We start from the raw sequence: 25,749 nt of genomic DNA on the forward strand, positions 1-25,749 counted from the left end.
ATGAATTCCTTTGCTTTTTATTTAACAAGGTATTTACATCTAGGTGTCACCAGTATCGGTGACGCTCACAACGGCAAGGAGCCAGTTATGACCCATGTCGACATCCCTTTCCTTCGTTACCTCGATGCGGAAGGGTGCCCGGTCGCCACCTTACCGACCTGGCTGGACAAGGCGATACTGCACACCTTCTACCGCAATATGGTGATGGTGCGCAGCTATGACAAAAAAGCGATTGCGCTGCAACGAACCGGCAAACTCGGTACTTTTCCCTCCCATCTCGGCGCAGAAGCCGTGGGGATTGGCATTGGTCTGGCCATGCAGCCGCAGGATGTCTACGTCCCCTACTATCGGGACATGCCCACCCTCTATGTGCGGGGCGTACCGATGGAGAAAAACCTGCAATATTGGGGCGGTGACGAGCGGGGCAGTTCTTTTCTCAAGCTCGATGGGACTCCCTCTGAAGATCTCCCGATTTGCGTCCCCATCGCCACCCAGATCACCCACGCCTGTGGTATTGCGTCTGCCTTCAAACTGCGAAATCAACCGCGGGTTGCCGTGGTCACCATCGGCGATGGCGGCACCTCCAAGGGGGATTTTCTGGAGGGGCTCAACTGCGCCGGGGTATGGCACCTGCCGATGGTCATCATAGTCAACAACAACCAGTGGGCCATCTCGGTGCCACGCAAGCTGCAATCAAGCGCTCCTACGCTGGCCCAGAAGGGGATTGGTGCAGGGGTGCGCAGCCTGCAGGTGGATGGCAACGATGTGGTCGCGGTCTACGATGCCGCCCGCAGTGCCGTCGAACGGGCCCGCAGCGGCAAGGGGCCGACTTTGATCGAGGCGGTCAGTTATCGCCTCGGCGATCACACCACGGCCGACGATGCCACCCGCTATCGCGACGGTGCCGAGGTCGAGGCGGCCTGGGCCAAGGAGCCGGTCAAGCGGCTGCGCCAGTTTATGCACAGCCAGGGCTGGTGGGATGAGGAGCAGGAGCAGAGCCTGCTGGCTGAAGCCGCCCGAGAGGTAGAACAGGCGGTGGCCCGTTATGAGGCGATGCCCCCCCAGCCGCCGGAGGCAATGCTCGACTACCACTACGCTAGCCTGCCCGCCGAACTGTTGCCCCAGCGCGAGCGAGTGATTGCCAAGGGGATGAAGCAGGAGGTTGGCCATGAGTGAGATCAGTTTGCTGGAAGCGGTCAACATGGCCCTTCACTACGAGATGGAGCACGACCCGGATGTGGTGGTGCTGGGCGAGGATGTGGGGGTCAACGGCGGGGTGTTTCGCGCCACTGTGGGCCTGCGCGACAAGTTCGGTTTCAAGCGAGTGATTGACACGCCGCTGGCCGAGGGATTGATCGCCGGGGTGGCGGTCGGCATGGCGACCCAGGGGCTCAAGCCGGTGGCGGAGTTCCAGTTTCAGGGCTTCATCTTCCCCGGGATGGAGCAGATCATCTGTCAGGCGGCGCGGATGCGAAACCGTACCCGTGGCCGTCTCTCCTGCCCCCTTGTCTATCGCTCCCCTTATGGCGCGGGCATTCACTCGCCGGAACACCACAGCGAGAGCGTCGAGGCGCTGTTTGCCCATATCCCTGGGTTGCGGGTGGTGATCCCCTCCAGCCCGAGACGCGCATATGGCTTGCTGCTCTCGGCCATCCGCGATCCGGATCCGGTGATGTTTTTCGAACCCGATCGCATCTATCGCTCGATGAAATCCGAAGTGGTGGATGACGGTGTCGGCCTGCCGCTGGATGTTTGCTTCACCCTGCGCTCGGGCCGGGATATCACGGTAGTGGCCTGGGGAGCCTGCATTCAGGAGGTGATGCGGGCGGCGAACCTGCTGGCCGAGCAGGACATCCAGTGCGAAGTGCTGGATCTGGCCACCATCAAGCCGCTGGATATGGCGACCATCCTCACCTCGGTGCGCAAGACCGGCCGGCTGCTGGTGGTGCACGAGGCGTGCGGCAGCTTCGGGGTCGGGGCTGAAATTGTGGCGCGGGTGACCGAGCAGGCACTTCCCTCCCTCAAGGCGCCGCCCAAGCGGCTGACCGGCGTGGATGCCGCCGTTCCCTACTATCGCAACGAAGCGTATTACCTCATCACCGAGCAGGATATTGCCGATGCCGCTCACCAGCTGATGGAGAACCAGTGGCTATGAAATTTTTCAAATTACCGGATCTGGGTGAAGGATTGGCCGAAGCCGAGATCGTCGAATGGAAGGTGAGTGCCGGGGATACCGTCGCGGTCGATCAGGTGCTGTTGTCGGTGGAAACCGCCAAGGCGCTGGTGGATGTGCCCTCTCCGGTGGCCGGGGTGATCGCCCGTCTCTGTGGCGCCGAGGGGGATATCCTCCATATCGGTGCGCCGCTGGTGGAGTTCGAGGGGGGCGAGGATGATGGCACTGTGGTGGGCAAGGTCAGTGCCCATCAACAGCATATCGAGGATCACTTCGTGGTGGGGGCCATAGCCCCGGGTGGCGCGCTGGTGCAAGCCATGCCAGCCGTGCGGTTGCTGGCGCAGAAGCTGGGTCTGGATATCGACCGAATAAAGGGGAGTGGCAGTGGTGGCATGGTGACCGAGCTGGATGTGCAACAGGCATTCGAGGCCCAGCAGAGCAGCGGCAACGAGTTCCTCAAAGGGTCACGGCGGGCCATGGCCAAGGCGATGGAGCTCTCTCATCAGACGGTAGTGCCGGTCAGTATCACCGACGAGGTGGATTTGCGTCACTGGCGGCCTGATGAGGATGTGACGGTGCGCCTTATCAAGGCCATTGGCGTTGCGTGCCGCGCCGAACCCTCCATGAACGCCTGGTTTGATGGCGAAACCCTGTCAAGGCGGCTGTTCAACGAGGTCAATGTGGCCATTGCGGTGGACTCCAAACATGGTCTCTATGTGCCGGTGATGGAGAACGTGGCCGAGCGGGAGGGGGCTGATATCCGGCAGGGGCTGGATCGGATGATCGCCGATGTGAAGGCGCGAGCGGTGCCCCGTGAGATGTTGCAGGGGGCGACCATTACCCTCACCAACTTCGGCGCCATCGCAGGGCGCTACGCCAGCCCTATCGTCACACCGCCGCAGGTGGCCATCATAGGAGCAGGCAAACTGTTCGAAAAAGTGGTGTTCATTCATGGTGAAGCGCGTCCGGTCAGAACCTTGCCACTGTCGATGACATTTGACCACAGAGCATGCACTGGCGGGGAGGCTGCCCGTTTTCTCAAGGTGCTGGTGGATGCACTGGAAGCCGCCACGCTATAGACAGTTGTGCCCTGCCATTGGCAGGGCACAAATTTGTTTGCGTAATCGACAAAGCTGCGTATAATTCACTCCAGCTTGAAAGGGCGATAGTTATGTCAATGAATACGATGTTTTACATCTTGTCCTGTTGTTCATAGTCATCCCGTTTTTTAAGCTTTATCCGCTGAAAAGCATAAGTAATTATTTTGAATACAGGTTTAAAGATATGTCTAACATGATCACCGGTACCGTTAAGTTTTTCAACGAAACCAAAGGTTTTGGCTTCATCCAGCAAGAAAACGGCCCGGACGTTTTCGTTCACTTCAGCGCAATTCAAGGTGCCGGCTTCCGCACCCTGGCTGAAGGTCAGCGCGTACAGTTCTCCGTGACCACTGGTCAGAAAGGCCCGCAGGCTGAGAACGTAACTGCTCTGTAATTCTTACAGAATTTAAGAAAGCCGTGGTACCTCTGGTGCCACGGCTTTTTGTTTATCTGGCCCCTGCACTAATTCATAAACTCTTTCATCATGTCGCTATCGTTGCTGCTTATCTCCCTTCTTACCCCGATCTCCGATACGCCGGTAGCGGTTCAATCCGCGATGGAAGCACAGGTGATCTGCCAGCAATTTGTCCAAGTTCGGATGGGCGCGGCGTTACAACCCGATGAGGTGAATGCGCGACTTGTGCCTGAAAGGGAGGGGGAGTGGTTGGTCGATGGCAAAGTGAAAGGACCCGAAGGTCCTTTGCTGTTTGCTTGCCATCTTCATCAAGGCGAGCGTTGGGAGCTACTTAACTTTTCGCTCTGGGCACCACAGCCGATTAAAGGGGCTTGAGTGCGACCAGCAGGTGCTGCAGGTGTTCCACCATGGTCATGCCGAACGGGGTGAGATAGCCGCCATCTACTGCGCTGATGAGCCCCTGCTGATGCAGACGGGCAGCTGCCTGGCACAGCTCGTCAGACATATCGCTGCGTAATTTAATCCCCAAACTCATGTTGGCCGGATCAAAGCATGCCAGTATTTTCAAATCGTTGACAAATTCGTTAGAAACCTGGTCGATCCCAATCATGGATTCACTCCTTACGCTAAAGATGTATGCAAACTAGCATCCCCGAATCCACTTTAGTGGGCGCTGGTTCAAATTATTGATCTTTGGCTGGATTGCTCGTTTCAAATGCTGTTTTTTTCGGCGGAATCAAATGCTTGGCCAACTGGCTTCACCAAGGGTCTTACCACTGTAAACGTGATAGGATAAGGCACTTTTTTACATAGTGCGGCCCGTTGGCGGCTGTGCGCTTAGTTCAAGGTATCGCTCATGGTCAAGATCACTCTGGTATCCCTGCTGCATTCACTTTGTCCCCGTTTTCCGGTCTACCCCACGTCTTTATTGACGTCACTGCTGGATGCTCATCAGGGGGAGGTGTGGTTGCCTGCGCGCAAGGGCGCCGATATCGCGGTGCTACGCAAGCATGTCAAAGGGGCGGTGGCACATGAGCTGGCGTCACTCAATTCCGGCTGGTGTGATTTTGCCGCCAGTGACAGCGGTGACACACCCGAGCTGGATGCGTTGGCCAACTACGACACCGAGATGATGGATAACCTGCTGATGTATTGGCACAGTGCGGCCAAGATCAACAGCCCGATCACCGATAACCTGTTTGAGCTGCGCCGTGAGGTTGTCGATGAGGCCCATGGGGTGAAACTCGCTGCCGCGTGGGAGCAACAACAGCAACTGCGTTTTGAGCAGCTGATGGCGATGGCGGCTAACGGCGGTGATCTGCTCTGTTTTGTCGAGGTTGAATCGGCCTATTGGTTGCGCCAGAAGCTCAGTGAGCAAACCGATATCACGCTTTGCTCGCCCTCAATTGCCTGATGGCAATGATGGTGGGAACGGTTGTTGGCAATCGTTGCCAATGATGCAGTAAGGGTGAGGCGATGGGGTCGGCAGACGAGTGTCTCCATGACCTGATGACGTCCGCTAACGTCGAGAAAGATGGCCCGTGACGGGCCATCTTTGTTAAGTGCAGATCAGAGGATCAGAAGGTGATATTGGTCGAGATCCAGAAGCGGCGCCCTTCCTGATTATTGTTGTATTCGTTGGCATACTCGGTTTTGCCAGCGTCGTTATAGGCGTGGTACTGCAAGAAGTCTTCATCCAGCAAGTTGTAGATGGTGCCATTGACGGTGACATTCTCGCTGATCCGGTATGACGCACCCAGGTGGAACAGCGTAAATGCGTTGTAATCACCAAACGCCTCTTGCTCGGCACCGACCCCGCGCCAACGCTTGCTGCGATACTCACCCTGCAGCCAGGTATTCAGCTGGGCAGTGGTCTGCCAGTTCAGCTTCATGTTGACCATGTGTTTGGGGGTATCGGTCAGCTGCTGGCCCGCTTGCGAGCCCGATTTTTGCTCGCTATCGGTGAAGGTGTAGTTGGCTTTGAGATCCCAATACTCTGCCAGCGGAATGTAAGATCCTACCTCGACCCCTCGGGTAATGGCCTCGTCGATATTGACTGTCTGACCAAACTCTTTGATATCGTTCCAGCTGGTTCCTATATCGACACAGCCCGGCTGATTGGGCGCCTTGCTGTAGTGGCAGTTAGCTACCGGCGTGCCGCTGGCAATCTTGTCGTTGAAGTTATTCTGGAACAGGGTGAGGTTGGCGTTAAAGCCATTATCGGCCTGATAGTAGGCTGCCAGCTCCGAACTGGTGGTGGTCTCGGGTGTCAGGCTGGGGGTACCGATGAGCGGCAGGGCCCCTTGGCGGCCGAATCCGACGATGCCGCTGGTCAGTTGATCCAGGCGAGGGGTCTTGTAACCCTGGCTGACCCCCCCCTTGAAGGTCCAGTTGCTGCTGGCATTCCACACCAGATAACCACGTGGACTGAGCTGGCTACCAAACACACTGTGGTCATCATAACGAGCACCAACAGTGAGTGCCCAATCAGTCAGGAAGCGCCACTCATCTTCAGCAAACAGTGCCAGTTGCTTATGCTCGAACGGTGCTGTAGCAACCCCGTCGATCATCTCTGCTTTCCACCACTGGCCGCCGACCGAGAGGGTATTGTCACCCAGCACTGTGACCAGCTTGCTGTCGACTATGGTGTTTTCCAGCGCAAGGGTACGGGGAGCACCTGCCGTTTTCCCCGGAACACCTTTGGGCAGGGTCCGTCCTTCGGTATCGGTTTCACTGCGGGTAATGCTGCTGGAGAGGTTACCAAAACTGAAACGGCCATCGTGGGCCAGCACATATTGATCGCGGCTGTAGCGTTGCTGTTTCTCGTAACCACCGATCTTGGTCGGTGTATCCAGGGTGCCAAGCTGGCCCTCGCTGTTGTCATATTTTTGATTGCCGCGATCAATGTCCAGCCAGATATCCTGATTGCTGGTGGGGGTGAACGTCACTCTTCCACCCAGATTCTGAATATCAGATTTTACCGGGTTTGCCCCCATGATCGGTGTTTTTTCCAGGCCATTGGCGTCCTGATAGCGAATATCAGAGGCACTACGGTCAAACACACTGCCGCGCAGGGTCAGCCCCAATTTGTCTTCGATCAGGGCGCCGCTGGTATAGAAACTGACCGCTGCACTGTTGCCAAATTCCCGGTGCTGCTGTTGGGTATTTTCCAGGGTAAGGGCGCCCATCCACTCTTTGGCCGGTTTGCGGGTAATGATGTTGACGACCCCACCCATGGCATCTGAACCATAGAGGGTGGACATGGGGCCACGGATCACTTCGATACGCTCAATCGCCGCGACTGGTGGCATAAAGCTGTTGGCGGTTTCACCGAAGCCGTTGGGGGTCACGTTCCCCACGTTGTTTTGCCGACGACCATCGATCAGGATCAGGGTGTAGTCGCTGGGCATACCCCGCATGCTGATATTCAGGCCACCCGTCTTGCCGACGCTGCCTCCCACATCCACACCTTCCACATCGCTGAGTGCATCAGCAATGCTCGCCACGCGTTTTTGTTCCAGATCTTCGCGAGTGATAACAGTGATGCTGGCGGGCGCATCGGTTACCTTCTGCTCAAATCCGGATGCCGTGATCACCATGGTTTCATTGACTGCCTGGGCCGAGACTGCGCCGGCAGGCAGCAGAGCCATCGCGATGGCGTAACCAAGTCGGGACGGTTGAGGTATGGGCATGTGAACTCTCCTGTTGTTATTGGAATGCGACTGACGAGCCAACTCCGCTATTGTTCGCTACTGATAATCATTATCATCTTATGGCGGCAGCATTCTATGCAAACTCGGGTCGCGCAGAGAGTCATGTTTATGGAACCTGTCGTTCCAAAAAATGGAACTGGCGGGGTGACGTTGCTTCTCGTCTGGGATGTAGCCAATTAATCGACAGTTAATTTAAGGGAAATCAGTTAGTTACTCTTTATCTGCAGATAAGGGCGAAGAGAGCCCCGCCATGGCAAAAGCTTTTATTGTCAATCCAACTAATTAAACGGTATTGACAATGATTTGTATTTGCAATAGTTTGCCGCGGTTTATGATGACTACCTGCGGGAGCTTTTCTTTACCATGTCGAGCAAGTCTGCCCGTCCCTATCATGTGCCTCGCTGGGTTCGCCCTCTGCATACATACAGCTCCATGCTGATGCTGGTGATCATGCTCTTTTTCACTGTGACCGGATTGACGCTGAACAATCGTCAGTGGTTACCCGCAGCCTCCCCTTTGGTACATCAACGATTGGTATTGCCCGCCCAGTGGGTGGAAACCGGGTTATGGCAACAGGACCCTCTGTTGGCGGGTGCGCAGCTACTGCACTGGCTCCGCCAGCAAGATGTGCTGGCGGGTGGGGAAGCCGTCATGGAGTGGAATGCCGATGAGCAACTGCTCACCCTCGACATCAAGCGCCCCGGTGGCTACAGCCTGGTAGAAATTGAACCCGCGCTGGCAGAAGTGAGGATCGAGACTCAGCCAGCGGGTTGGCTGGCCCAGCTCAACGATCTTCATATGGGGCGTTACAGTGGCGAGCTATGGCGATGGTTCATCGACCTGTCAGCGCTGGTCATGTTGCTGTTTACCTTGAGCGGTTTCTGGTTGGTGTTGTCGCAACGCAAGCGTCGGATTGGCCTGTTTGGTCTCAGTCTGGCGGGCACGACCCTGATGGGCATGTTCTACCTCATTATCCTCTACTACTAAACGGAGTCCTGGATGTTCAAATCCACCACGCTGGCACTCGTGCTGGTGAGTGTGCCAGTTGCCGCTGAGGTGACCTTGTCACTGGAATTACCGCGCCATGAAGGTAGTCAATACCGCCCTTATGTAGCTGTCTGGGTAGAAAATCCCCAGCAACAGGCGGTGGCCACGCTCGCCGTCTGGCGCAAAGAGGCGGACTGGCTCAAGGATATGCGGCGCTGGTGGCGCAAGAGTGGCCGTTATGAGAATGGCCAGCCGGATGGTGTCTCCGGAGCGACCCGTAAACCCGGGGTTTACCAATTGCAGTGGGACGGCCGTGACCAGCAGGGCAACGCCCTGCCGCCGGGGCGTTACACCTTGCATATTGAAGCCGCTCGCGAGCATGGCAGCCGATCTTTGGTCAGCCAGGCGATTGAACTTGGACAAACAACCAGTTACCACCTCGAACCCGTCGCTGAACTGGGCGCGATCACCATCCACACCGGAGTTAAATCATGATTAACCGTTCCTTTGGCTGGGGTCTGCTGGCCCTGGTTGCCACCTCCGCTTCCGCGCATCCGGTCTGGATGCTGCCAAGTGAGTTCAATGTGTCGAGTGATTCCGCCCATTGGGTGACAGTGGATGGCACGGCATCCCACGGGGTATTCAGTTTTGACAAGCCGATAGGGCTGGACAATGTCACTGTCTATGATCCCGCAGGCAACCCCGCCAGGATCGGGCCCTATTACAAAGGGCAACGCCGCAGTGTGTTTGATCTGGCATTGAGCGAGGTGGGCACCTACAAGGTCGAGCTGCGTAATCCGCCTCGTTATGTCACCACCTACACCATTGGCAAGCGCAATACCGAACGGCGGATCATGGCCAACAAGCAGGAGGCGGCCGCTCAGGTGCCAGCCAAGGCGCAGGGGGTGACCACCTATGCCATGCAAAATATCAGCGCCTTCTATGTCACCCGCAACACGCCAAGCGATACCGTGTTCAAAAGCAGCGGCCAGGGGCTCGAGCTGCAACCATTGACCCATCCCAGCGATGTGGTGGTCGGTGAGGCCGCCCGTTTCCGCCTGACTTTCGATGGTCAGCCACTGGCTGAGCGCAAGGTGGAAGTGGTGGGGCATGGCACTCAGTGGCGTGATGGGCGCCAGCAGCAGGACGTGGTGAGCGATCAGGATGGTGTGGTGACATTCACCCCTGCCCAGCGGGGCCCACACCTGCTGTCTGCCAACATTGAGCAGGTCAGCCGTTCGCCACTGGCTGACAAGGTGGAGATCAACTACCTGCTGACCTTCGAGGTGCTGCCGCAATGACCCTGCTTAGCAAGTTGGCGATAGCTTTGACGTTACTGACGCCGCTGGCCGCTCAAGCCCACTATCCGGTGATGGATTGTGGTCGCGAGGGTGCCGAGCTGGTCTGCAAGGTGGGCTATAGCGATGGCACGTTCGCGACCGGTGCCGAGGTCGTCATGTATAGCTATGACGATGAAGTGCTGGCTACCGTCAAGGCCAATGGTCATTCCCAAGCACGTTTCACCGAGCCGAAAGGGGAGTTTTACATCCGCTTCGATGCCGGACATGAAGATCCAGCTGAATTTGATTATGCCGAGTTGCTCTGACATGACCGGTTACCGGGAGCGGGTGGCGCCGGACGATGGTCGCAACGAGAACCGTTGGGTGGCGATCTTCACCATCGCACTCTTGTTGTGTGGCGTGGTGGGGATCTGGCTGCGCCAGGAGCCTGCCACGCCAGTGGTGCAGACTCCGCAACTGACCCTGTCCGCGCGTCAGCAGCTCACCGAGCTCACCATCGCCCTTGATGAAGCCCGCTTTATGGCCAGTGACGGGCGCTGGCCTGCGCTGGCCGCCATGGCGCAAGCACAGATCCCGCCTTTTCACGAGGGTGACTGGCAGGAGCTGGCCAATGGCTGCTGGCTGGGGCCTCGCCTTGGCCATGCTGATGGGCGCTGGCTATTGTCGCTGCCTGCCAACGCCATTTTTATGGCTGGCGAGGGGGTATCCGGTACCCCTGATTGCACTACACCTACCCACTGGATTTCGATGACACCATGATGCGTTTCTTTCTGAGCCTGACCTTGCTGCTGACCAGCCTTACGGTGTGGAGCAAACCGCTGACCGTGGGGATCACCCTGCACCCTTATTACAGTTATGTGCACCATATTGTCGGTGATCGGGCCAAGGTCATTCCGCTTATCGAGAGTGGCTTCAATCCCCACAGTTATGAGCTGCAACCGAGCGACCTCAAGCGACTGGCCACCATGGATGCGCTGGTACTCAATGGTATCGGCCATGATGAGTTTGCGGTGCATGCCCTGGATGGTCTGGCGTTGCCCAACCTGACCCGCATTTATGCCAATGCCGATTTGCCGCTGCTCGCCACCGGCAAAGGGAGTTACAACCCCCATACCTTTGTCTCCATTGATGCGGCGGTGCGTCAGGTCTATACCATTGCCCGCGAATTGGGACGGCTCGACCCGGAAAATCGGGATTACTTTCAGCAAAATGCCCTGACCTATGCCCGCAGTTTGCGTGCCATCAAGAATCGTTACCGGGCCGAGTTGCTGGCGCTGGATCTGGCCAGTGTGCGTATTGCCAGTACCCATAATGCCTACGGCTACCTGCTGCAAGAGTTTGGCATCGGCATCGACACCGTCATTGAACCTGCCCATGGGGTTGAGCCGAATGCAACCCAGTTACAACAGACCATAGCGCGGATCAAAGCGGCCAATATTCAGGTGCTGTTTACCGAACTCGATATGGATAACCGCTACGTAGAACTGATCCAGGACGCCACCGGGATCCGGATTTACCACTTCTCCCACATGACCTTTGGTGACTATGACCCGGCCCTGGTGAGCCGGGAGATGGAGCACAACCTCAAGACCCTGGTCAAGGCGCTGTCACTGGCGGCGCAGGCGAGCTGATGGGGCCCTCAATCATCTTGCAAGGGCTGGCCTTGTCACTCAATCGGGTATCTATTCTCAAGCCGATCGATGGCACCTTCGAGGCGGGAAAACTGCATGCCATCGTCGGTCCCAACGGGGCGGGCAAATCCTCTCTGCTCAAGAGTGTGCTCGGTCTGAGACCCCATAGCGGCGAGGTATTCAGAGAGTGGCCGGGGGCGCCGGGGCCGGTGGCCTACGTGCCTCAGCAGAGCCAGTTTGAGCCATCCCTACCCATTACCATCAACGAATTTCTGCTCGCCACCTTCTCTCGTCGTCCGCTCTGGTTACCGATGAGCACTGCGGCAAAAAGCCGGATCGAGCGCCTGTTGGCGCACGTCGGGCTCAGCGGCAAGGGGCACTTGCGTCTCGGTCAACTCTCTGGGGGGGAACGCCAGCGGTTGCTGTTGGCGCAGGGGCTGGATCAGCAGAGTCAACTCTGGTGTCTGGATGAACCCATGACCGGGCTCGATCAAGAAGGACAAGAGATGGTTAACCGCTTGCTGCTACAACTGCGTGCACAGGGGGTCACCATGCTGGTGGTTCACCATGATATGGCCTGGGTGAGGCGCTATGCCGATCGGGTGTGGCTCATCGATGGTGGTCTGGTTGCGGTCGGCACGCCGGATGAGATATTTGCTCACTCCCCGCAGGAGGTCGCGTGATGGAGGGTTTGCGTCAATGGGTCTTCGCCCTCTTTGAAAGCGGCTATTTGCCCGAGATGTTCCAGTATGCCTTCCTGACCAATGCCCTGGTGGCGGCCTTGTTGATGGGGCCTTTGCTCGGGGCACTGGGCCCGCTGGTGGTGGTCAAACGACTGGCGTTTTTCTCCGAAGCGGTCGGGCATGGTGCCCTGACTGGCGTCGCGCTGGGGATCCTGCTGGGGGAACCCGCCACGGCGCCGCTGGTGGCGCTGTTTTGTTTTTGCACCCTGTTTGCCTTGCTGTTGCACTGGGTCAAGAGCCGCACCCAGATCCCCTATGATGCGTTGGTGGGGGTGTTCCTCTCGTTTGCCATCGCGCTGGGGGCGGCCTTGCTGCTCTATGTGGCCAAACGGGTCAACGTACACATTCTGGAAAACGTGCTGTTTGGCTCCATTCTGACCGTCAAGGATCTCGATCTGCTGGTGTTGCTGGTCATTGCCATCCCGGCACTGTTGATGTTGCTGCGAGGCACCAATACCGCCCTGCTGGCGAGTCTGGCCCCTGAACTGGCCCGCAGTCGCGGGGTGTCGGTGCGTCTCTATGACTATCTGTTTGTATTGCTGATTGCGTTGATGACGGTTGCCTCGGTCAAGGTGATTGGCGCCATTCTGGTGGGGGCGCTGCTGCTTATCCCCGCGACCGCAGCCCGACTGGTGAGCCGCAGTGGTGCCCAGTTTTTCTGGCTATCGGTGCTGTTTTCTACCCTCAGCTGTTTATTGGGCATTTTGATACCGATGGCTGGTGCCCTGCCACTCCCTTCCGGGGCGGCCATCGTGATGTTTGCCTCGCTCTTTTTTGTGCTTGCCCTCGGCTATCGTCGCTGGAGAACCATTGAATGAAGTTTCTTATCCCTCTGCTGCTCAGCGTGTTGGCATTACCGCTCTGGGCCGCGCCGACTGTGGTCAGTGCCGTACCCGTGCTGCACGGGATCAACCTGTCACTGTTGGCCGATACCGGCATCGAGGCACGTTACCTGCCACCCGCCAGATTGCCCCTTAACCGGATCCCCGGCTGGCTGAACAAGGTGGATGTGGCCACCCTGGGGCAGGCGGATGCCCTGCTGACCATGGAGTCGTTGCAACCCGAGCTGGCGATGTATCCCCTGTTGCGCCAGCGTCAGATCCGCATTGTACCGATCGATGTGGCCCAGGAGTTGGCGCCAGCAGGCGCCAAAGTGACCCTGCGACCGGACGGGGAGGGCGATTACTTCTGGCTCGATTTTGGCAACCTGACCCTGATGGGCAATGTGGCCGCGCGGGATCTGGCGCGGGTGTGGCCAGCCCAGAGCGAGCAGATTGAACGCAATCGCCAGCGACTGCTGCGGGCGGTGCAGGGCAGTGCCATGGCCATCGATAACCTGTTGCTCGAACACAATGTGGCCAGTCTGGCGGTGGCTGATGAGCGCTTGATGCCACTGGCGTTGGCGCTCGGTTTGCCGCTGGTGGCGGAACAGGATGCAGATCTGGTGTTGACCAGCCGTCCCGCCAAGGGGGAGGCGCGTCGGATGTGGCAACCGGATCCCTTGCTGCGGATGGGGGGGCAATCGATCGAGGTCTGGTTGGCGCAAAACCAGCAGGCGTTGAGTCACCAGCTTGCCCCATCAGCAGATTGAGCAAGGTCGCTGAATGCTGGATCTGATCGAGATAAAAATATTTTGTGCCGTGGTCGATAGCCGTGGGCTGACGGCTGCCGCCGATACCCTTGGCATGCCGAAATCGACCATGAGTCGGCGCCTGGCCCAACTGGAACGGCGGGTTGGTCAGCCGTTATTACGTCGGCAGAGCAATCGGCTGCAGTTAACCGAAGCCGGTCGACTATTTGAATCCTATGCCCGGCAAATGTTGCGACTCTCGCAGCAAGGATTGCAGGTGATAGAAGATCTGCGGGAAGAGGTGAGCGGGGAGCTGCAGGTGCGCTGTCATCCCGTCTGTGCCGAGCCATGGTTTGTGGCCGCGCTGGAATCATTTCTGGATCGCTACCCGGGGGCGCGGATCACCCTCAAGACCGAGGATAAGCTGCCCGTCAATGGTGCCAGCCAGGGTGCTATCTGGTGCTGGTTTGGCGCCGATCCCGAGAGTGATCTGCGTTATGAGTCGTTGGTGCAACTGCCTGCGTCACTCTATGCCAGTCCCGCATATCTGGCCCAGCAACCGCCGCTGCTGCATCCCGGAGATCTGATCACCCATGACTGGATCGGCGGGGAGCTGTGTGTCAGCGAGGGGGTGCTACTACGGCATCGGCAGCAAGGAGAGTATCTGTGCCAGCCAACCTCTGCCCGTTTGCTGTTTGATGATGTCGGCATGAGGATGAGCGCCATGTGCCGTGGACGAGGTATCGGAATTGTGCCAGATATCCGTGTCCGGGCGTTGAACCAGGCTCATCCGGACAGCCTGGTGCCTTGCTTGCCCGGGTGGCAGGCTGCGCCCTGGCAGATGGGATTGCTCTATCCTTATGGGCGGCAGCCGCGCAAAGTGAGTGCGTTACTCGCGCATATTCGTAGTGCGATCCCGCCAGCCTGGCGTGGGTGCAAGCTGGACAAGCTGCCGACAAGATGTGAACATGACGCCCTTTATCGAGAGAGAGACTTGGCCAATGAGCTATGAACTGAGTGACACCGAGCGCAATGCCGCGCTGCAACTGAATGCTGACTACCGTTACGAGCACTTCATCAGCAAGCTGGTCGAGCATGAAGAGCTGTTCGTGCTGACCGACGAGCATGGCGTCATGATGCTGACCACCGACGATGAAGATTGCATCCCGGTATGGCCGCACCCTGAGTACGCCCAGGCGTGGGCCGAAGGGGAGTGGGCTGAGTGCAAGCCGCAGTCCATCACCCTCAAGGTGTGGCTGGAGCGCTGGGTTGACGGTATGGAGCAGGACGAGCTGTGTGTTGCCGTGTTCCCGACCCCGGATCAGGAAGGCATCGTACTGGAGCCGGGCGACGTGGCTGACGCCATTGCCGAGAAGCAGGCCAAGCGCGCCTGATCACCGCTGCATTCGCAACACCGGTTGCCAACAAAGACCCCGCTAGCTAGCGGGGTCTTTTGTTTTAAGGCCTTTTGCCGAGTGAACTGGCGCTATCAGGGCTGGCGATAGGTGGTGTCAATAATGGGATCGGCAGGGAAGGTCTGGCCGCTCTTGATGGCTGCTTTTGTTTCAGTTTTCACCTGTTGGTCGATCCACAACAGGCCGCCATAGCTGTAACCGCTGTTGTCGCCACCGAGGGGCCAGTAGAGCAACTCGCTCTTGGGGGTTGCGGGCACCTTGGGCAGTTTGAGCCAGCGCCAGGCCCCTTCCCGGGTGTAGGGCACCTGATAGGCGGGGACGAAGCTGGCCAGCTCATAGAGCCGCTGCTGGATCTGCCGCGACAGGGTCGCCTTTTTGGCAAAATCAAACTCCTTGTCGTACTGCTCCACCAGCGCCGTGATGGTGTCGTCATCGATGTTCATGATGTTGTTGGTTTGCGGCTTGTTGGCGTTGACCTTGTGGAAGAACTCCCAATAAGCGGGATAGCGACCGCCGCTCCAGGCCATCCAGGCACTCTGGTGTTTTTTCTCCAGCATCGATTTGAAACCGGCCGAGGCATCCATCAGATTGAGTTCGAGATTGAGCCCCGCCTTCTTGGCCTCTTCCCGCAGCAAAGTGAGCCGCTGGGCGTGCTCTGCGGTGGTGTAGGTGATGGCGAGGGTCAGTGACAGCCCCTTGTCGTTTTGCAAAATTCCCTGTGGCCCTGCCTTGTTGAAACCGGCCTTGGCAAAGTATTGCCGTGCCAGTTTGGGATCGAACGGACGGGCCTTTATCTCGCTGTTGGTAAACTCCCCCTGGCCGGAGCCATAACTGTTGAGGCGCTGGTAGTCCCCCCGCAGCAGGGTGGTGAGCATCTTGTCGAGGTTGAGGGCATGCTGGATCCCGAGCCGTACATCGAGATTGCTCAGCAGTGGATCGGCGGTGTTGAGATAGAGCCCCATCGGCGATTGCGGGGTCTGGTTGTAGAACCAGGTACGCTCGATATAACCCTTTTCGAACTCTGCGGTTTTGGTCTTGTCGTGCCACCAGTTGGGCATCACCAGCGGGAAGCTGTCGAGATCGCCGCGCAGGAAGTGCTGCCAGGCGATGTTCAGATCCCTGAGCACCTTGATCTCGATCCGCGCGGGATTGAAGCGATGCTGGAAGTAACGCTCGTCATCCCCCCACCAGTTTTCAATTCGCTTGAAGGTAACCGACTTGCCCTTTTTCACCTGATCGAGCTGATAGGGGCCGGTGACCGGCAACACCTTCCAGTTGTACTCCTTGACCCAGTTGGCGGTGAGCTTGATGGCGTGGCTCGGCTCCGGGCTGATGGGCAGTGACTCGAGCAGATCCTGGCGGCTCTTTTCGGTGCCGCTGGTGATGGCCAGGGTGTGATCATCAAACTTGGTGATATCGGTTATTTGGGTGCTGTAGTAGTTGTTGTACCAGGGGTCGTTGATCTCCTTGCTGCGCATCATCTTGAGGGTAAAGAGCCAGTCATCGGCGGTGACCGGTTGGCCGTCTGACCAGCGCGCCTTGGGATTGATGCGAAAATAGAGAGTCTTGTTGTCGGCGCCGAAGGCCCACTCGTTCGCCAGCATCGGCATGGGGTTGCCGGTGACGGGGTGGGTGCTCAGCAGTGGCAGGTTGCTTTCTCGCACGTAACCGGCAAAGCCGCCGTTGGAGTCGGGGCCATATTTGCGCAAGGTCAGGGGGAAGCTGGTCATAAAGGTGCGAAAGGTGCCGCCGCCCTTGGCGGCCGGATCGGCATAGAGAGGATCCTGGTTGTTGCTCTCCCACTTCAAGTCGGCGGGCAGCGTGGCACTCCAGCCAAACGGGCTCCAGCACAGGGTTAGGGTGATGGCGGTGGCGCGAATGATTGGAGGGAGGCTGCGCCCCCCGGCGGTGATGGTCGATGGCATGTCCTTGCTCTCCTGAAAGTCTGCTTCCTGCAGCTCACGCACTGGTGATGTCAGTCCCGATGGGGACTGGCTCATCATGAAAATTTTATCCTGTCAGGTCAATGAAATAGCGCAAATTGGCTGGCGCTCATCAGGTCGCACTCTGTGGTTTGAACCAGCGCAGTCGGCTACCCAGCAGATGCACCACAAAGCCGAGCAGCACCAGACCTGAACCCAGCCACTGCAAGGGGGTCGGGTGTTCATCGAGTAGCAGGGCGGCCGCCACCATGCCGACACAGGGGATCAGCAGGGAGAGCGGTGCCACTTGTGCCACCGGATAGCGCATCAGCAGCCGTCCCCACAGGCCGTAACCCAGCCAGGTCGCGACATACGAGAGATAGAGCACGCACAGCAATCCCTGCCAGCTGAAGTTGAGCAGGCTGCTGGCTATCAGCGCCGGCCCTTCGAACAGCCAGGATAAGGCGAAAAACGGCAGTATGGGCACCAGCCCACCCCAGGCGATCAGGCTCGGCAGGGAGGTGTGGTAGCGCAGACCAATCTGGCGATTGATGACGTTGCCCAAGCCCCAGCAGGCTGCGGCACAGAGGGTCAGCACGAAGCCGATCAGGGTGAGGTTGCCTTCGCCGTGGGTGGCGATGAGATAGAGGCCGAATCCCGCCAAGGGCAACGCTACCCAGTGGTGGGGTTGCCAGCGCTCCCCGAGCCAGATCATGGCAAACAGCAGGGTGAACACCACCTGGGATTGCAGCACCAGCGAGGCCATGCCCGCTGGCATACCGAACTTCATGGCACTGAACAAAAACGCGAACTGGCCGAGGCTGATGGCGCCGCCGTAGGCCAGCAGCCAGCGCCAGGGCATGGCGGGCTTGGGCACCAGCAAGATGGCGGGAAAGACCACGCCGACGAAGCGCAGTGCCCCCAGCAGCAGAGGGGGAATGCCCTCCAGCCCCCACTTGATGGCGACGAAGTTGAGCCCCCAGCAGAGGATGACCAGAGCGGCCAGACACTTGTCCTTGGTTTGCATGGTTGAAATCCCTGTCATCAGCAGTGCGGCGCTCGGGTGGATTTACACAGCCCGGCGCGATCGGCAAGAGGGAGAGCATACCCTTGGGCAGGTGGTGCGTGTCAAGGCTAAAGACCCGTTTGGGAGTTCCTGGTAGAGGGGCCGGTGGTGGGTTCTGGTGGCAAGATCAGGGCAGATCAGGCGGTAACGCAATGCAGGGCTATGCCGCGGGCCGCGATGGCAGCCCGCATGTGGGCGGGCAGGGCATCATCGGTGACCAGCACGGTGATCTGGCCCGGCGCGCCAAGTTGGCTCGGGTGGATGGCGCCAAATTTGCTGCTGTCGGTGATCACCACATTGGTTATCCCCTTGGCCAGCACGCTGTTGACCACGTCGGCCCGCATCATGTCGCGGCCGGTAAAGCCCACCTCGGGGTGAAAACCGTCGACCCCGATAAAGGCCTTGGAGAAGTGCACCTGCTCGATACAGAGGCGGGTCAGCGGCCCCACTACGCTTTCGCTCTGATGCTGGAACAGCCCGCCGAGCAGCACCACCTGAGCCGGGGTGTCCTTGAGCAGGTGGGCGATATAGCTGCTGATGGTGATGATGGTGACCCGCTTGTGCAGGGCCAGATGGCGCGCCAGCATGGCGTTGGCGCTGCCCCCTTCGATAAAGACCGTCTCGCCATCTTCCACCAGTTGGGCGGCCCGCTCGGCGAGGCGCTCCTTGAGCAGGTAGTTGATGTTCATCCGGGCATCCGGGTCATCGGTCTCCAGCGCCATGGCCGAGCCGTGTACCCGTCTGAGCAGTCCCTGTTTCTCCAGTGCGGTGAGGTCGTTGCGCACCGTCACCTCTGACACGCCGGTGTGTTGGGAGAGCTCACTCACGCTCATCTTGCGAGCCTGATGGACCAGAGTGAGGATCAGTTGGTGGCGTGGATTCATGGTGCGCTCGCATGCAAGGTGGTAGATAGCGGCAAGCCACCCGAGGGTGGCTTGCCAATCATATGACGTCACAGGCGCCATGGGGAGCGCCCCGTCAGAGACTGTGCTCGGTGCGGGCGATGATATCATCTTGCGCATCCGGGGATAAGGCGGTGAAGAAGGCTGAATAGCCCGCCACCCGTACCACCAGATCCCGGTACTGATCCGGATTGGCCTTGGCTGCCAGCAGGGTTTCGCGCGAGACGATGTTGTACTGCACGTGCCATCCCTTGTGCACCTCGAAGAAGGTGCGCAGCAGGCTCATCAGCTTGGCCTTGTCCCGCTCGTTCTCAAGGCTGGCCGGACTCAGCTTCTGGTTGAGCAGCACCCCGCCGAGGATGGCGGCCGTGGGCAGCTTGCCGATGGAGTTGAACACCGCCGTCGGGCCGAGGCGATCCGAACCCGAAGAAGGGCTGGCCCCCTCCGCCAGCGGGGTGCGGGCGTGGCGACCATCAGGGGTGGCCAGAGTGGCGGCACCAAACGGCACGTTGGCGGAGATGGAGGAGGTGCCGGCATAGTAGGTACCGCCGATGGGGCCGCGGCCGAAGCGGGTGTTGTGCAGCCCCTTGAGCTCGTCGATGTAGCTCTGGTAAGCCTGCACCAGCAGCAGGTCAACCTCGTCCAGATCGTTGCCATATTTGGGGGCGGCGTTGGTGAGGCGCTGGCGCAACTGCTCCCCTGCCAGCCCGGCAAAGTCCTGCTCCAGCGCGGCAGCCAGTTCAGCCTGATCCACCACACCCTGTTCGAACACCAGTTTCTTCAGGGCCGCCAGACTGTTGCCGAGGTTGGCAATCCCCACCTGCAGACCGGATACCCAGTCATAGACGGCGCCCCCCTCCTTGACGGTCTTGCCGCGCTCGATGCAGTCATCCACCAGGGTGCTGCAGAGGATGTCGTGGGCCTGCGCTTCCAGCACGCTGTCGACCACGCAGTCGATCTCGATGGATTTGCGGGTGAAGTAGCGTACCTGCTCATCCCAGCGGGCCATCACTTCGTCAAAGTTGCCAAAGTTCCCGTCTCGCAGCGACTGGGGCTGGGGCAGGAATACTTGGCCTGTGGTGGCATCGCGGCCGCCATCGAGAGAGGCCAGCAGGATGCGGGCGAAGTTGATAAAGCTCATGCCGGTGCAGCGGTAGCCCCACTTGCCGGGCACCGCGGTCTCGATGCAGCCGATGGCGGCGTAGTGGTGGGCATCCTCCACGCTCACCCCGAGCTTGATGAACTCGGGGATCACCACCTCGTCGTTGTTGAAGGCGGGCATGCCAAAGCCGCAGCGGATCACCTGAATGCAGGCGTCGAGGAAATCCTCGCTCATCCCGGCGTGGTAGCGCACCGAGAGGTTGGGCTGGGTGGAGCGCAGCTGGCCGCAGGACTCCAGAATCGCGTAGGAGAGGCCGTTGACCGCGTCATGGGCACTGCCATCCCGCCAGTTCTGGCCGCCAATGGTGACGTTCTGGTAGAGCGGGCTGCCGGCTGAGGCCTTGGAGTGGGTGCCGGAGCGGATCTTGTTCACCTCCAGCAACTTGAGCCAGCACCCTTGCAGCAGTTCGATGGCGCGGGGGCGTGACAGGGATTCTGACAGCTCCACCTCGCGGCGATACCAGGGGTATAGGTACTGATCCATCCGGCCAAACGACACCGAGTGGCCGTTGGATTCGATCTGCAGGATGAGCTGGATAAAGTAGCAGAGCTGCAGCGCTTGCCAGAAGGTCTCGGGGGGCTGGTGGGCGATGTGGGCGCAGTTGAGCGCTATGGTCTCAAGCTCGCTGCGGCGCTCGGGGCGTGGCTCTTGCGCGGCCATGTCACTGGCCATGTCGCTGGCCATCTTGTGGGCAAGAGTGGCGTAGCGCGCTATGTGATCGCTGACCGCATCCAGAGTGATGGCGACGGCGTGCAGGAACTGCTCGCGCTGCAGATCGGCCCAGTCCGCCAGATCCAGCCGACTGCGCCGCTCGGCCACCTTGGCCTTGAAGCCATCGAGACCCAGTGTGAGCAACTCCTCATAGTTGACCGCGAGGTGAGCATCCCCCGAGGTCATGTTGCCCTCGGCCTTGATGATGCCGCTCTCCAGCAGCGCTTTCTGCTCGTCGGTAAAGAGGCCGAAACAGCGATCCTGCACCGTCTGGCCGCGCCAGAAGGGGGTGAGGGCGTGGATGATCTCCTTGTCGGTTTCGCTGACAGCAAAACCGGCGCCGGGTCTGTCTGCCAGCTCGTCGATCTCCTTCTCAATCCAGCTCACCGTGTATTCGGGAAACAGCGGTGCCGCCCGCACCTGACTGGCTTGATTGCCGACGATTAGCTCCTCGTGCTTGATCCAGATGGATCGCTCCTTGAGGTGATGGGCCAGCGCCAGCGCGCGGCGCACCGGCAGTGGCCGGGCGAGGTGAGCCTGATAGGCCTGCGTGTAGTGGCGGGCACGCTCGGTGCAAACCGGTGGCTGAACGATGTGGATCAGGCTCTCTTTGTGGGCGCGGATCCGCGGGCTGAGGGTATTGAGGTCGAGCTGGGTCATGATCTTATCCTCTGGTCACAGGGGTCAGCCCCTGACGTTGGGCGTATGCGTGGGCAAAGCTGAGTAAATCGGGGTCGTCGAGTGGTGTCTCCGGCGCCTGATAGGGCAGATCCAGCAGGGCATATTTGCCCATCCCCAAGGTGTGGTAGGGGAGGAAGTGGATCTCCTGTACCGTGCCGAGACTGGCGGCGGTGTCGGTGATGGCGGTGATCGATGCGCGGTCGGCATTGAATCCGGGAATGAGTGGCACCCGGATCTGCATCGGCACGCCGTGCTCGGCGAGGCGTTTGAGGTTCGCGATGGGCAGCTCCACCTTGCCGCGGGTCCAGTTGAAGAAGCGATCTTTATCCACGTGTTTGAGATCTGCCAGCACCAGATCCAGTGAGGGGAGGCTTGGCTCAATCTGGTGCCAGGGCACATGGAGGCAGCTCTCGACTGCGGTGTGCAGCCCTTCTGCCTTGCAGCGGGCCAGCAGGGCGGCGGCAAAATCGGGCTGCATAAACGGCTCGCCACCGGAGAGGGTGACGCCACCGCCGCTGCGCTCGAAGAAGGGGCGATCCCGCAAGATGGTGTCCATCAGGGTGTCCAGGGTTTCATCCCGGCCGCACACCTGCAGCGCTTCGCTGGGGCAGAGGCCGCGCAGCCGTTCCATATCTTCTGCCTTGAGAGCTGAACGGCTGAGCTGGATGCCCTCGCTGTCACGCAAGATTGCCGGACAGGTCTGGCTGCAGAGCTGGCATCCCTCGATGCATTGGCGCCGGTCGAGTAGTATGTCCGGCTTGGGAGAGCGGCTTTCCGGGTTTTGACACCACAGGCAAGCTAGCGAGCACCCCTTGAGAAACACCAGGGTGCGAATGCCGGTGCCATCGTGAGTCGAATATCGTTGCAGGTCGAAAATCATACCGCCTCCTTTTGTTTTTTCATTCTATTTGCTTTCACTCGAAAGTTGATTTGATTTCGATCAAGTGTTTCGCAGATGTTTTATCGCTAGAATGACGACATATTAAACATCCCGTTAAGGAGTTAGAGATGGAGCTGTATCTCGATACCGCCGATGTGGCGGCAGTGCGTCGCTGGTCACGGATCCTGCCGTTGGCCGGTGTTACCACCAATCCTTCCATTACTGCCGCCGGGGGATTGCCGCTCTCCGAGCTGCTGCCCGCCCTGCGCGATGTACTGGGGCCCAAGGCACGCTTGTTTGCCCAGGTGATGGCCAAAACTGAAACCGAGATGGTGCGCGAGGCGTTCGCCCTGCGTGAGCTGGACCCGGATCTGGTGATCAAGATCCCGGTATGCGCAGAGGGGCTGGCGGCGATCAAGAGCCTGACTGCCAACGGCGTGCCGACCCTGGGCACGGCGGTCTATACCCCGCTGCAAGGCTGGCTGGCGGCGGTGGCGGGGGCGGAATATGTCGCCCCTTATGTCAACCGGCTGGACGCTCAGGGCGGTGATGGCATTGCCACCGTGCAGGAGCTGCAACAGCTGCTTGCGCTGCACGCACCGAACAGCAAGGTGTTGGCGGCGTCATTCCGCACTCCCCGTCAGGCGCTTGACTGCCTGCTGGCCGGTTGCCAATCCATCACATTGCCGCTCGATGTGGCGGAGCAGCTGCTGAACGTGCCTGCGGTGGATGCGGCGCTGGTGAAGTTTGATCAGGATTGGCAGCGCGCTTTCGGTCGCTAATTGCAGTGATAGCTGGGGGAGGGTGAAGAAGCGCGGGTGATGGGGATTGACCGACTAGACTTGAAACAGGTGGCCACCTTCGCTGGCCGCCTTGCAGTCTACCGGAGGTATCCCATGAGCGACCATCTGCTACTCCCCCATGGTGAAGATTTGCGTCGTGCGGTGCGTTGGCTCAGCGAACACCACCTGCACGATATCGCCGCCATTGAAGAGGCCAGCCTGCGTTTTGATCTCTCGCCACTTGATGAAGAATTTCTGATCCAGCACTGGCTCGACAACCAGCGCCAATCCTGAGGTAAGACGGCAGCGTTCTGTCATTGGACGACAGCCCCTGGGAACAGGGTTAAGGCAGTGGGAGAGTGGGTCAGAAGGCGAGACGGGAGCTATGGCCTTGCTGCCACACCAGATGGCTGGCAGCAAGGTGGCAAGTGAGGTTAGGTGGTCTTTTCCAGGTGGTTTTGGTAAATCTGCTGCCACTTGTCCAGTTCGTTTTCATCACCCTGTTGCTGCCAGAACTCGCAGATGGAACTCGCCATCTCGCATGCCATGGCGTGGTCACCGTCACGGCGACTCATCAGGTATTGCCCCAGCCAGCTTTGGTATTGCTTCATTGCATGATCTCCTTATCCATTTAACCCTTGATACAGCTGCTGTGGGCGGTCCTTCCCGGAGCGCGCTACCACAGCCACTTTCGCCACGCCTTATGGTGAGCGGTTGTTTCTATTGCCATCCTTACTGTCAACTTTGATAACTGGCGTATAAAAACAGTGCGAAAGTGTTAAAAATTGGCTACCACCTTATCACGAAATGGTGTGAATGACAGGTTTTGGGGCCAATTGAGTTATAAGCAGAGGGTGGGGGCCCAGAGCAACGTCAAGGATTGACTGAGTCAGTGGGCTGGCGGCTGGTGCGATGAGGAGGCCAGTGGCCGTTACTGGGTCACCCGGCGGGCTTGCCAGTAGCGGCTGTTCCAGTAGACGTTGTCGAGACGGGAGCGGATCACGCCTTTGCTGGTGGAGGCGTGGATAAACTCCCCTGCACCGGTATAGACCCCCACATGATATTGCTGCCAGCCGGTCTTGAAAAAGACCAGGTCCCCGTGCTGCAGGCGGTAGCGATCCACCGGCTTGCCTATGCTGGCCTGGGACTCGGTGGTTCTTGGCAGGTTGAAGCCGAGAACCTGGTTGTAGGCGAGTTGGGTGAAGGCAGAGCAGTCGAGCCCGGCGCGGCTGGCGCCGCCCATCCGGTAAGGGACACCGCGCCACTGCTGGTAGAAGCCATCAAAGGCACTGCTCTGCCGGGGGGGCGGAGGCGGCTCCGGCGTGCTGGAGCAGGCGGCCAGCAGCAGGGTCAGCAGGAATAGCGACAGCTTGCGATACATCGGGGCTCTCTTCACAGACATGTTTAACCAATAGCAAAGTACATCAACAGCTGCGTTCAACCACCTAGGTGTAGGGCTGGAGGCGCTGATGCGACAACTTTTCCATCATAAACAGGGATCTGGCTCCATACCTAGCAGCGGAACGGAAAAATGCGGCGGGGGCTCAAAAAAAGCCAGCCCGAGGGCTGGCGTCTGCGTTATGAGGCTGGGGTTATCAACGGTTTGAGCAGTTCCGCCAGCTTGTAGAAGGTCTGCACCCGGGTGGTGCTGGGGCGCCATACCAGCCCGATTTCGCGATAGGGCATCTCTCCGGGAAGCGGGATGGCCACCAGATCGGAGTTGGCGAGAATGCCGGCATCGATGGCCATCTGCGGCAAGAAGGTGGTGCCGAGACCTGCTTCCACCATCTGCACCAGGGTATGCAGGCTGGTCGCGGCAAACGGGTTGATCTTGCTCTTGTCCCGCAAGCTACAGGCGCTCACTGCATGCTCGGTGAGGCAGTGCTCCCGCTCCAGCAGAAAGATGCTTTGATTCGGCAGCTCTTTATAGTCGAACGGGGTATGCAGACCGGCCGCCATGCTGGCGGGCATCACCATATGGAACGGATCCTGACCAACAGTCTTGCAGTGAAAACCGCCGATCTCGATGGGCAACGCCAGGATCAGCAGATCGAGCTGACCTTGCTCCAGCTGCTTGAGCAAATTGCTGGTGGTGTCTTCGCGCAGCAACAATTCCAGCTCAGGATAGGTCTTGCTGCACACTTTCAGCAGTTTGCTGAGCAGAAAGGGGGCAATGGTGGGAATACAGCCAAGACGCACTGTGCCCTGCATCACGCCGCCCTGATGTTGCCCGAGCTCCATCAGATCCCGCGCATCGGAGAGTAAATTGCGAGCTCGCTCGACGATTTCCATGCCGACCGGGGTCATAATGAAGCTCTTGTGGTCCCGTTCCACCAGTTGCAGGCTCATCATGTCCTCCAGCGTCTGGATCCCGGTACTCAGGGTCGACTGACTGACATGGCAGGCTTTGGCGGCGCGATTGAAGTTCTTGTGCTCGTCGAGAGCGACCAGATATTGCAGCTGTTTGAGGCTGGGCCAACGTTGCATAGAAAAACCCGATAGATGCTATCTATTTAATTTGATTTACTAATCTACCACTGGGTCTAAAGTTTGTCGCTCGAATTAGATGGACTTGGCTCTAGGTAGCCCAATCCT

29 protein-coding genes are annotated in these 25,749 nt (G+C 59.0%); 19 read left to right on the plus strand and 10 right to left on the minus strand.

The annotated features are described in order from the left end of the window. Positions 1 to 87 precede the first annotated feature (87 nt). From pdhA to ACY8FN_RS10835, 5 genes are all read left to right on the plus strand, one after another. Positions 88 to 1,176: a pyruvate dehydrogenase (acetyl-transferring) E1 component subunit alpha gene (gene pdhA, locus ACY8FN_RS10815; RefSeq protein ID WP_463100014.1), complete on the plus strand. Its 1,089-nt coding sequence runs from the start codon at positions 88 to 90 to the stop codon at positions 1,174 to 1,176. Then, on the plus strand, positions 1,169 to 2,155 hold the full coding sequence (locus ACY8FN_RS10820) for an alpha-ketoacid dehydrogenase subunit beta (RefSeq protein ID WP_463100015.1): 987 nt from the start codon (positions 1,169 to 1,171) through the stop codon (positions 2,153 to 2,155). Before pdhA ends, ACY8FN_RS10820 begins: the two co-directional genes overlap by 8 nt. Next, positions 2,152 to 3,252: a dihydrolipoamide acetyltransferase family protein gene (locus tag ACY8FN_RS10825; RefSeq protein WP_463100016.1), complete on the plus strand. Its 1,101-nt coding sequence runs from the start codon at positions 2,152 to 2,154 to the stop codon at positions 3,250 to 3,252. The genes ACY8FN_RS10820 and ACY8FN_RS10825 overlap by 4 nt, the downstream gene beginning before the upstream one ends. A 205-nt stretch (positions 3,253 to 3,457) precedes the next feature. Continuing rightward, positions 3,458 to 3,667, plus strand: a complete 210-nt coding sequence (locus ACY8FN_RS10830; protein WP_082186781.1) for a cold-shock protein — start codon at positions 3,458 to 3,460, stop codon at positions 3,665 to 3,667. A 90-nt stretch (positions 3,668 to 3,757) separates the two neighbouring features. Further along, positions 3,758 to 4,063 (plus strand): hypothetical protein, encoded by a 306-nt coding sequence (locus ACY8FN_RS10835; protein ID WP_463100017.1) that lies wholly within the window; start codon positions 3,758 to 3,760, stop codon positions 4,061 to 4,063. Here ACY8FN_RS10835 and ACY8FN_RS10840 read toward each other — a convergent pair. After that, entirely contained in the window at positions 4,050 to 4,298 is a 249-nt protein-coding gene (locus tag ACY8FN_RS10840) for a TIGR02647 family protein (RefSeq protein WP_101318918.1), read from the minus strand. The two genes, ACY8FN_RS10835 and ACY8FN_RS10840, sit on opposite strands and share 14 nt — an antisense overlap. 246 nt (positions 4,299 to 4,544) lie before the next feature. On the opposite strand from ACY8FN_RS10840, the gene ACY8FN_RS10845 reads away from it, so the two are divergent. Further along, a complete protein-coding gene (locus tag ACY8FN_RS10845; RefSeq protein WP_139720452.1) occupies positions 4,545 to 5,102 on the plus strand; it encodes a hypothetical protein in 558 nt (185 codons plus the stop codon). A 163-nt stretch (positions 5,103 to 5,265) separates the two neighbouring features. Here ACY8FN_RS10845 and ACY8FN_RS10850 read toward each other — a convergent pair whose 3' ends face one another. Next, positions 5,266 to 7,380, minus strand: a complete 2,115-nt coding sequence (locus ACY8FN_RS10850; RefSeq protein WP_463100018.1) for a TonB-dependent receptor domain-containing protein — start codon at positions 7,378 to 7,380, stop codon at positions 5,266 to 5,268. Positions 7,381 to 7,764: 384 nt separating this feature from the next. On the opposite strand from ACY8FN_RS10850, the gene ACY8FN_RS10855 reads away from it, so the two are divergent. From ACY8FN_RS10855 to ACY8FN_RS10905, 11 genes are read left to right on the plus strand one after another with little or no spacing between them, the layout of a single operon-like run. Next, positions 7,765 to 8,388, plus strand: coding sequence for a PepSY-associated TM helix domain-containing protein (locus ACY8FN_RS10855; RefSeq protein WP_101318924.1), 624 nt, complete (start codon positions 7,765 to 7,767; stop codon positions 8,386 to 8,388). Positions 8,389 to 8,400: 12 nt separating this feature from the next. Continuing rightward, entirely contained in the window at positions 8,401 to 8,883 is a 483-nt protein-coding gene (locus tag ACY8FN_RS10860) for a DUF2271 domain-containing protein (protein ID WP_101318926.1), read from the plus strand. Then, positions 8,880 to 9,689 carry a DUF4198 domain-containing protein gene (locus ACY8FN_RS10865; RefSeq protein WP_463100019.1) on the plus strand — a complete coding sequence of 270 codons (810 nt, stop codon included), beginning with the start codon at positions 8,880 to 8,882 and terminating at the stop codon, positions 9,687 to 9,689. Before ACY8FN_RS10860 ends, ACY8FN_RS10865 begins: the two co-directional genes overlap by 4 nt. Then, positions 9,686 to 9,994: a hypothetical protein gene (locus tag ACY8FN_RS10870; RefSeq protein ID WP_098969016.1), complete on the plus strand. Its 309-nt coding sequence runs from the start codon at positions 9,686 to 9,688 to the stop codon at positions 9,992 to 9,994. The genes ACY8FN_RS10865 and ACY8FN_RS10870 overlap by 4 nt, the downstream gene beginning before the upstream one ends. Next, positions 9,978 to 10,448, plus strand: a complete 471-nt coding sequence (locus ACY8FN_RS10875) for a hypothetical protein (protein WP_463100020.1) — start codon at positions 9,978 to 9,980, stop codon at positions 10,446 to 10,448. Before ACY8FN_RS10870 ends, ACY8FN_RS10875 begins: the two co-directional genes overlap by 17 nt. Continuing rightward, complete coding sequence (locus ACY8FN_RS10880; RefSeq protein ID WP_098969018.1) at positions 10,445 to 11,320, plus strand: metal ABC transporter solute-binding protein, Zn/Mn family; 876 nt, start codon at positions 10,445 to 10,447, stop codon at positions 11,318 to 11,320. Before ACY8FN_RS10875 ends, ACY8FN_RS10880 begins: the two co-directional genes overlap by 4 nt. After that, complete coding sequence (locus ACY8FN_RS10885) at positions 11,320 to 12,003, plus strand: metal ABC transporter ATP-binding protein (protein ID WP_463100021.1); 684 nt, start codon at positions 11,320 to 11,322, stop codon at positions 12,001 to 12,003. Before ACY8FN_RS10880 ends, ACY8FN_RS10885 begins: the two co-directional genes overlap by 1 nt. Beyond that, positions 12,003 to 12,881, plus strand: coding sequence for a metal ABC transporter permease (locus tag ACY8FN_RS10890; RefSeq protein ID WP_101346665.1), 879 nt, complete (start codon positions 12,003 to 12,005; stop codon positions 12,879 to 12,881). The genes ACY8FN_RS10885 and ACY8FN_RS10890 overlap by 1 nt, the downstream gene beginning before the upstream one ends. Beyond that, positions 12,878 to 13,654, plus strand: a complete 777-nt coding sequence (locus tag ACY8FN_RS10895) for a hypothetical protein (RefSeq protein ID WP_463100022.1) — start codon at positions 12,878 to 12,880, stop codon at positions 13,652 to 13,654. Before ACY8FN_RS10890 ends, ACY8FN_RS10895 begins: the two co-directional genes overlap by 4 nt. A 13-nt stretch (positions 13,655 to 13,667) precedes the next feature. Then, positions 13,668 to 14,645, plus strand: a complete 978-nt coding sequence (locus ACY8FN_RS10900) for a LysR family transcriptional regulator (protein WP_463100023.1) — start codon at positions 13,668 to 13,670, stop codon at positions 14,643 to 14,645. Continuing rightward, the gene (locus ACY8FN_RS10905) at positions 14,635 to 15,027 is read left to right on the plus strand and encodes a DUF2750 domain-containing protein (protein WP_042021294.1); all 393 of its coding nucleotides are present in this window, start codon (positions 14,635 to 14,637) and stop codon (positions 15,025 to 15,027) included. Before ACY8FN_RS10900 ends, ACY8FN_RS10905 begins: the two co-directional genes overlap by 11 nt. A gap of 95 nt (positions 15,028 to 15,122) precedes the next feature. On the opposite strand, the gene ACY8FN_RS10910 is transcribed toward ACY8FN_RS10905, so the two are convergent. The 5 genes from ACY8FN_RS10910 to ACY8FN_RS10930 form a co-directional block, all read right to left on the minus strand. Further along, entirely contained in the window at positions 15,123 to 16,973 is a 1,851-nt protein-coding gene (locus ACY8FN_RS10910) for an extracellular solute-binding protein (RefSeq protein WP_463101157.1), read from the minus strand. Positions 16,974 to 17,103: 130 nt separating this feature from the next. Continuing rightward, on the minus strand, positions 17,104 to 17,997 hold the full coding sequence (locus ACY8FN_RS10915) for an EamA family transporter (protein WP_463100024.1): 894 nt from the start codon (positions 17,995 to 17,997) through the stop codon (positions 17,104 to 17,106). 176 nt (positions 17,998 to 18,173) lie between these two features. Continuing rightward, positions 18,174 to 18,920, minus strand: coding sequence for a DeoR family transcriptional regulator (locus tag ACY8FN_RS10920; protein ID WP_463100025.1), 747 nt, complete (start codon positions 18,918 to 18,920; stop codon positions 18,174 to 18,176). Between the two features lie 94 nt (positions 18,921 to 19,014). Then, entirely contained in the window at positions 19,015 to 21,471 is a 2,457-nt protein-coding gene (locus tag ACY8FN_RS10925) for a formate C-acetyltransferase/glycerol dehydratase family glycyl radical enzyme (protein ID WP_463100026.1), read from the minus strand. Between the two features lie 4 nt (positions 21,472 to 21,475). Next, positions 21,476 to 22,372, minus strand: coding sequence for a glycyl-radical enzyme activating protein (locus tag ACY8FN_RS10930; RefSeq protein ID WP_463100027.1), 897 nt, complete (start codon positions 22,370 to 22,372; stop codon positions 21,476 to 21,478). A gap of 128 nt (positions 22,373 to 22,500) precedes the next feature. On the opposite strand from ACY8FN_RS10930, the gene fsa reads away from it, so the two are divergent. Continuing rightward, complete coding sequence (gene fsa, locus ACY8FN_RS10935) at positions 22,501 to 23,154, plus strand: fructose-6-phosphate aldolase (protein WP_245095160.1); 654 nt, start codon at positions 22,501 to 22,503, stop codon at positions 23,152 to 23,154. A gap of 114 nt (positions 23,155 to 23,268) precedes the next feature. After that, the gene (locus ACY8FN_RS10940) at positions 23,269 to 23,448 is read left to right on the plus strand and encodes a hypothetical protein (protein WP_042021305.1); all 180 of its coding nucleotides are present in this window, start codon (positions 23,269 to 23,271) and stop codon (positions 23,446 to 23,448) included. Between the two features lie 140 nt (positions 23,449 to 23,588). On the opposite strand, the gene ACY8FN_RS10945 is transcribed toward ACY8FN_RS10940, so the two are convergent. From ACY8FN_RS10945 to ACY8FN_RS10955, 3 genes are all read right to left on the minus strand, one after another. Continuing rightward, complete coding sequence (locus tag ACY8FN_RS10945; RefSeq protein WP_005337704.1) at positions 23,589 to 23,765, minus strand: hypothetical protein; 177 nt, start codon at positions 23,763 to 23,765, stop codon at positions 23,589 to 23,591. Positions 23,766 to 24,085: 320 nt separating this feature from the next. Next, positions 24,086 to 24,535, minus strand: a complete 450-nt coding sequence (locus tag ACY8FN_RS10950) for a C40 family peptidase (protein WP_098969031.1) — start codon at positions 24,533 to 24,535, stop codon at positions 24,086 to 24,088. Positions 24,536 to 24,732: 197 nt separating this feature from the next. Then, positions 24,733 to 25,641, minus strand: coding sequence for a hydrogen peroxide-inducible genes activator (locus tag ACY8FN_RS10955; RefSeq protein WP_042021308.1), 909 nt, complete (start codon positions 25,639 to 25,641; stop codon positions 24,733 to 24,735). Positions 25,642 to 25,749: the final 108 nt, after the last annotated feature.

The sequence above is a fragment of the Aeromonas sp. 160P genome (genome assembly GCF_055193095.1).

Coding starts and splice junctions, on each gene's coding strand:
- ACY8FN_RS10845 (WP_139720452.1), top strand. CDS start 4,545: ATGGTCAAGATCACTCTGGTATCCCTGCTGCATTCACTTTGTCCCCGT.
- ACY8FN_RS10870 (WP_098969016.1), top strand. CDS start 9,686: ATGACCCTGCTTAGCAAGTTGGCGATAGCTTTGACGTTACTGACGCCG.
- ACY8FN_RS10945 (WP_005337704.1), bottom strand. CDS start 23,765: ATGAAGCAATACCAAAGCTGGCTGGGGCAATACCTGATGAGTCGCCGT.
- ACY8FN_RS10955 (WP_042021308.1), bottom strand. CDS start 25,641: ATGCAACGTTGGCCCAGCCTCAAACAGCTGCAATATCTGGTCGCTCTC.
- ACY8FN_RS10875 (WP_463100020.1), top strand. CDS start 9,978: ATGCCGAGTTGCTCTGACATGACCGGTTACCGGGAGCGGGTGGCGCCG.
- ACY8FN_RS10895 (WP_463100022.1), top strand. CDS start 12,878: ATGAAGTTTCTTATCCCTCTGCTGCTCAGCGTGTTGGCATTACCGCTC.
- ACY8FN_RS10920 (WP_463100025.1), bottom strand. CDS start 18,920: ATGAATCCACGCCACCAACTGATCCTCACTCTGGTCCATCAGGCTCGC.
- ACY8FN_RS10825 (WP_463100016.1), top strand. CDS start 2,152: ATGAAATTTTTCAAATTACCGGATCTGGGTGAAGGATTGGCCGAAGCC.
- ACY8FN_RS10890 (WP_101346665.1), top strand. CDS start 12,003: ATGGAGGGTTTGCGTCAATGGGTCTTCGCCCTCTTTGAAAGCGGCTAT.
- ACY8FN_RS10910 (WP_463101157.1), bottom strand. CDS start 16,973: ATGCCATCGACCATCACCGCCGGGGGGCGCAGCCTCCCTCCAATCATT.
- pdhA (WP_463100014.1), top strand. CDS start 88: ATGACCCATGTCGACATCCCTTTCCTTCGTTACCTCGATGCGGAAGGG.
- ACY8FN_RS10925 (WP_463100026.1), bottom strand. CDS start 21,471: ATGACCCAGCTCGACCTCAATACCCTCAGCCCGCGGATCCGCGCCCAC.
- ACY8FN_RS10885 (WP_463100021.1), top strand. CDS start 11,320: ATGGGGCCCTCAATCATCTTGCAAGGGCTGGCCTTGTCACTCAATCGG.
- ACY8FN_RS10905 (WP_042021294.1), top strand. CDS start 14,635: ATGAGCTATGAACTGAGTGACACCGAGCGCAATGCCGCGCTGCAACTG.
- ACY8FN_RS10850 (WP_463100018.1), bottom strand. CDS start 7,380: ATGCCCATACCTCAACCGTCCCGACTTGGTTACGCCATCGCGATGGCT.
- ACY8FN_RS10835 (WP_463100017.1), top strand. CDS start 3,758: ATGTCGCTATCGTTGCTGCTTATCTCCCTTCTTACCCCGATCTCCGAT.
- ACY8FN_RS10880 (WP_098969018.1), top strand. CDS start 10,445: ATGATGCGTTTCTTTCTGAGCCTGACCTTGCTGCTGACCAGCCTTACG.
- ACY8FN_RS10865 (WP_463100019.1), top strand. CDS start 8,880: ATGATTAACCGTTCCTTTGGCTGGGGTCTGCTGGCCCTGGTTGCCACC.
- ACY8FN_RS10820 (WP_463100015.1), top strand. CDS start 1,169: ATGAGTGAGATCAGTTTGCTGGAAGCGGTCAACATGGCCCTTCACTAC.
- ACY8FN_RS10840 (WP_101318918.1), bottom strand. CDS start 4,298: ATGATTGGGATCGACCAGGTTTCTAACGAATTTGTCAACGATTTGAAA.
- ACY8FN_RS10940 (WP_042021305.1), top strand. CDS start 23,269: ATGAGCGACCATCTGCTACTCCCCCATGGTGAAGATTTGCGTCGTGCG.
- ACY8FN_RS10930 (WP_463100027.1), bottom strand. CDS start 22,372: ATGATTTTCGACCTGCAACGATATTCGACTCACGATGGCACCGGCATT.
- ACY8FN_RS10950 (WP_098969031.1), bottom strand. CDS start 24,535: ATGTATCGCAAGCTGTCGCTATTCCTGCTGACCCTGCTGCTGGCCGCC.
- fsa (WP_245095160.1), top strand. CDS start 22,501: ATGGAGCTGTATCTCGATACCGCCGATGTGGCGGCAGTGCGTCGCTGG.
- ACY8FN_RS10830 (WP_082186781.1), top strand. CDS start 3,458: ATGTCTAACATGATCACCGGTACCGTTAAGTTTTTCAACGAAACCAAA.
- ACY8FN_RS10855 (WP_101318924.1), top strand. CDS start 7,765: ATGTCGAGCAAGTCTGCCCGTCCCTATCATGTGCCTCGCTGGGTTCGC.
- ACY8FN_RS10900 (WP_463100023.1), top strand. CDS start 13,668: ATGCTGGATCTGATCGAGATAAAAATATTTTGTGCCGTGGTCGATAGC.
- ACY8FN_RS10915 (WP_463100024.1), bottom strand. CDS start 17,997: ATGCAAACCAAGGACAAGTGTCTGGCCGCTCTGGTCATCCTCTGCTGG.
- ACY8FN_RS10860 (WP_101318926.1), top strand. CDS start 8,401: ATGTTCAAATCCACCACGCTGGCACTCGTGCTGGTGAGTGTGCCAGTT.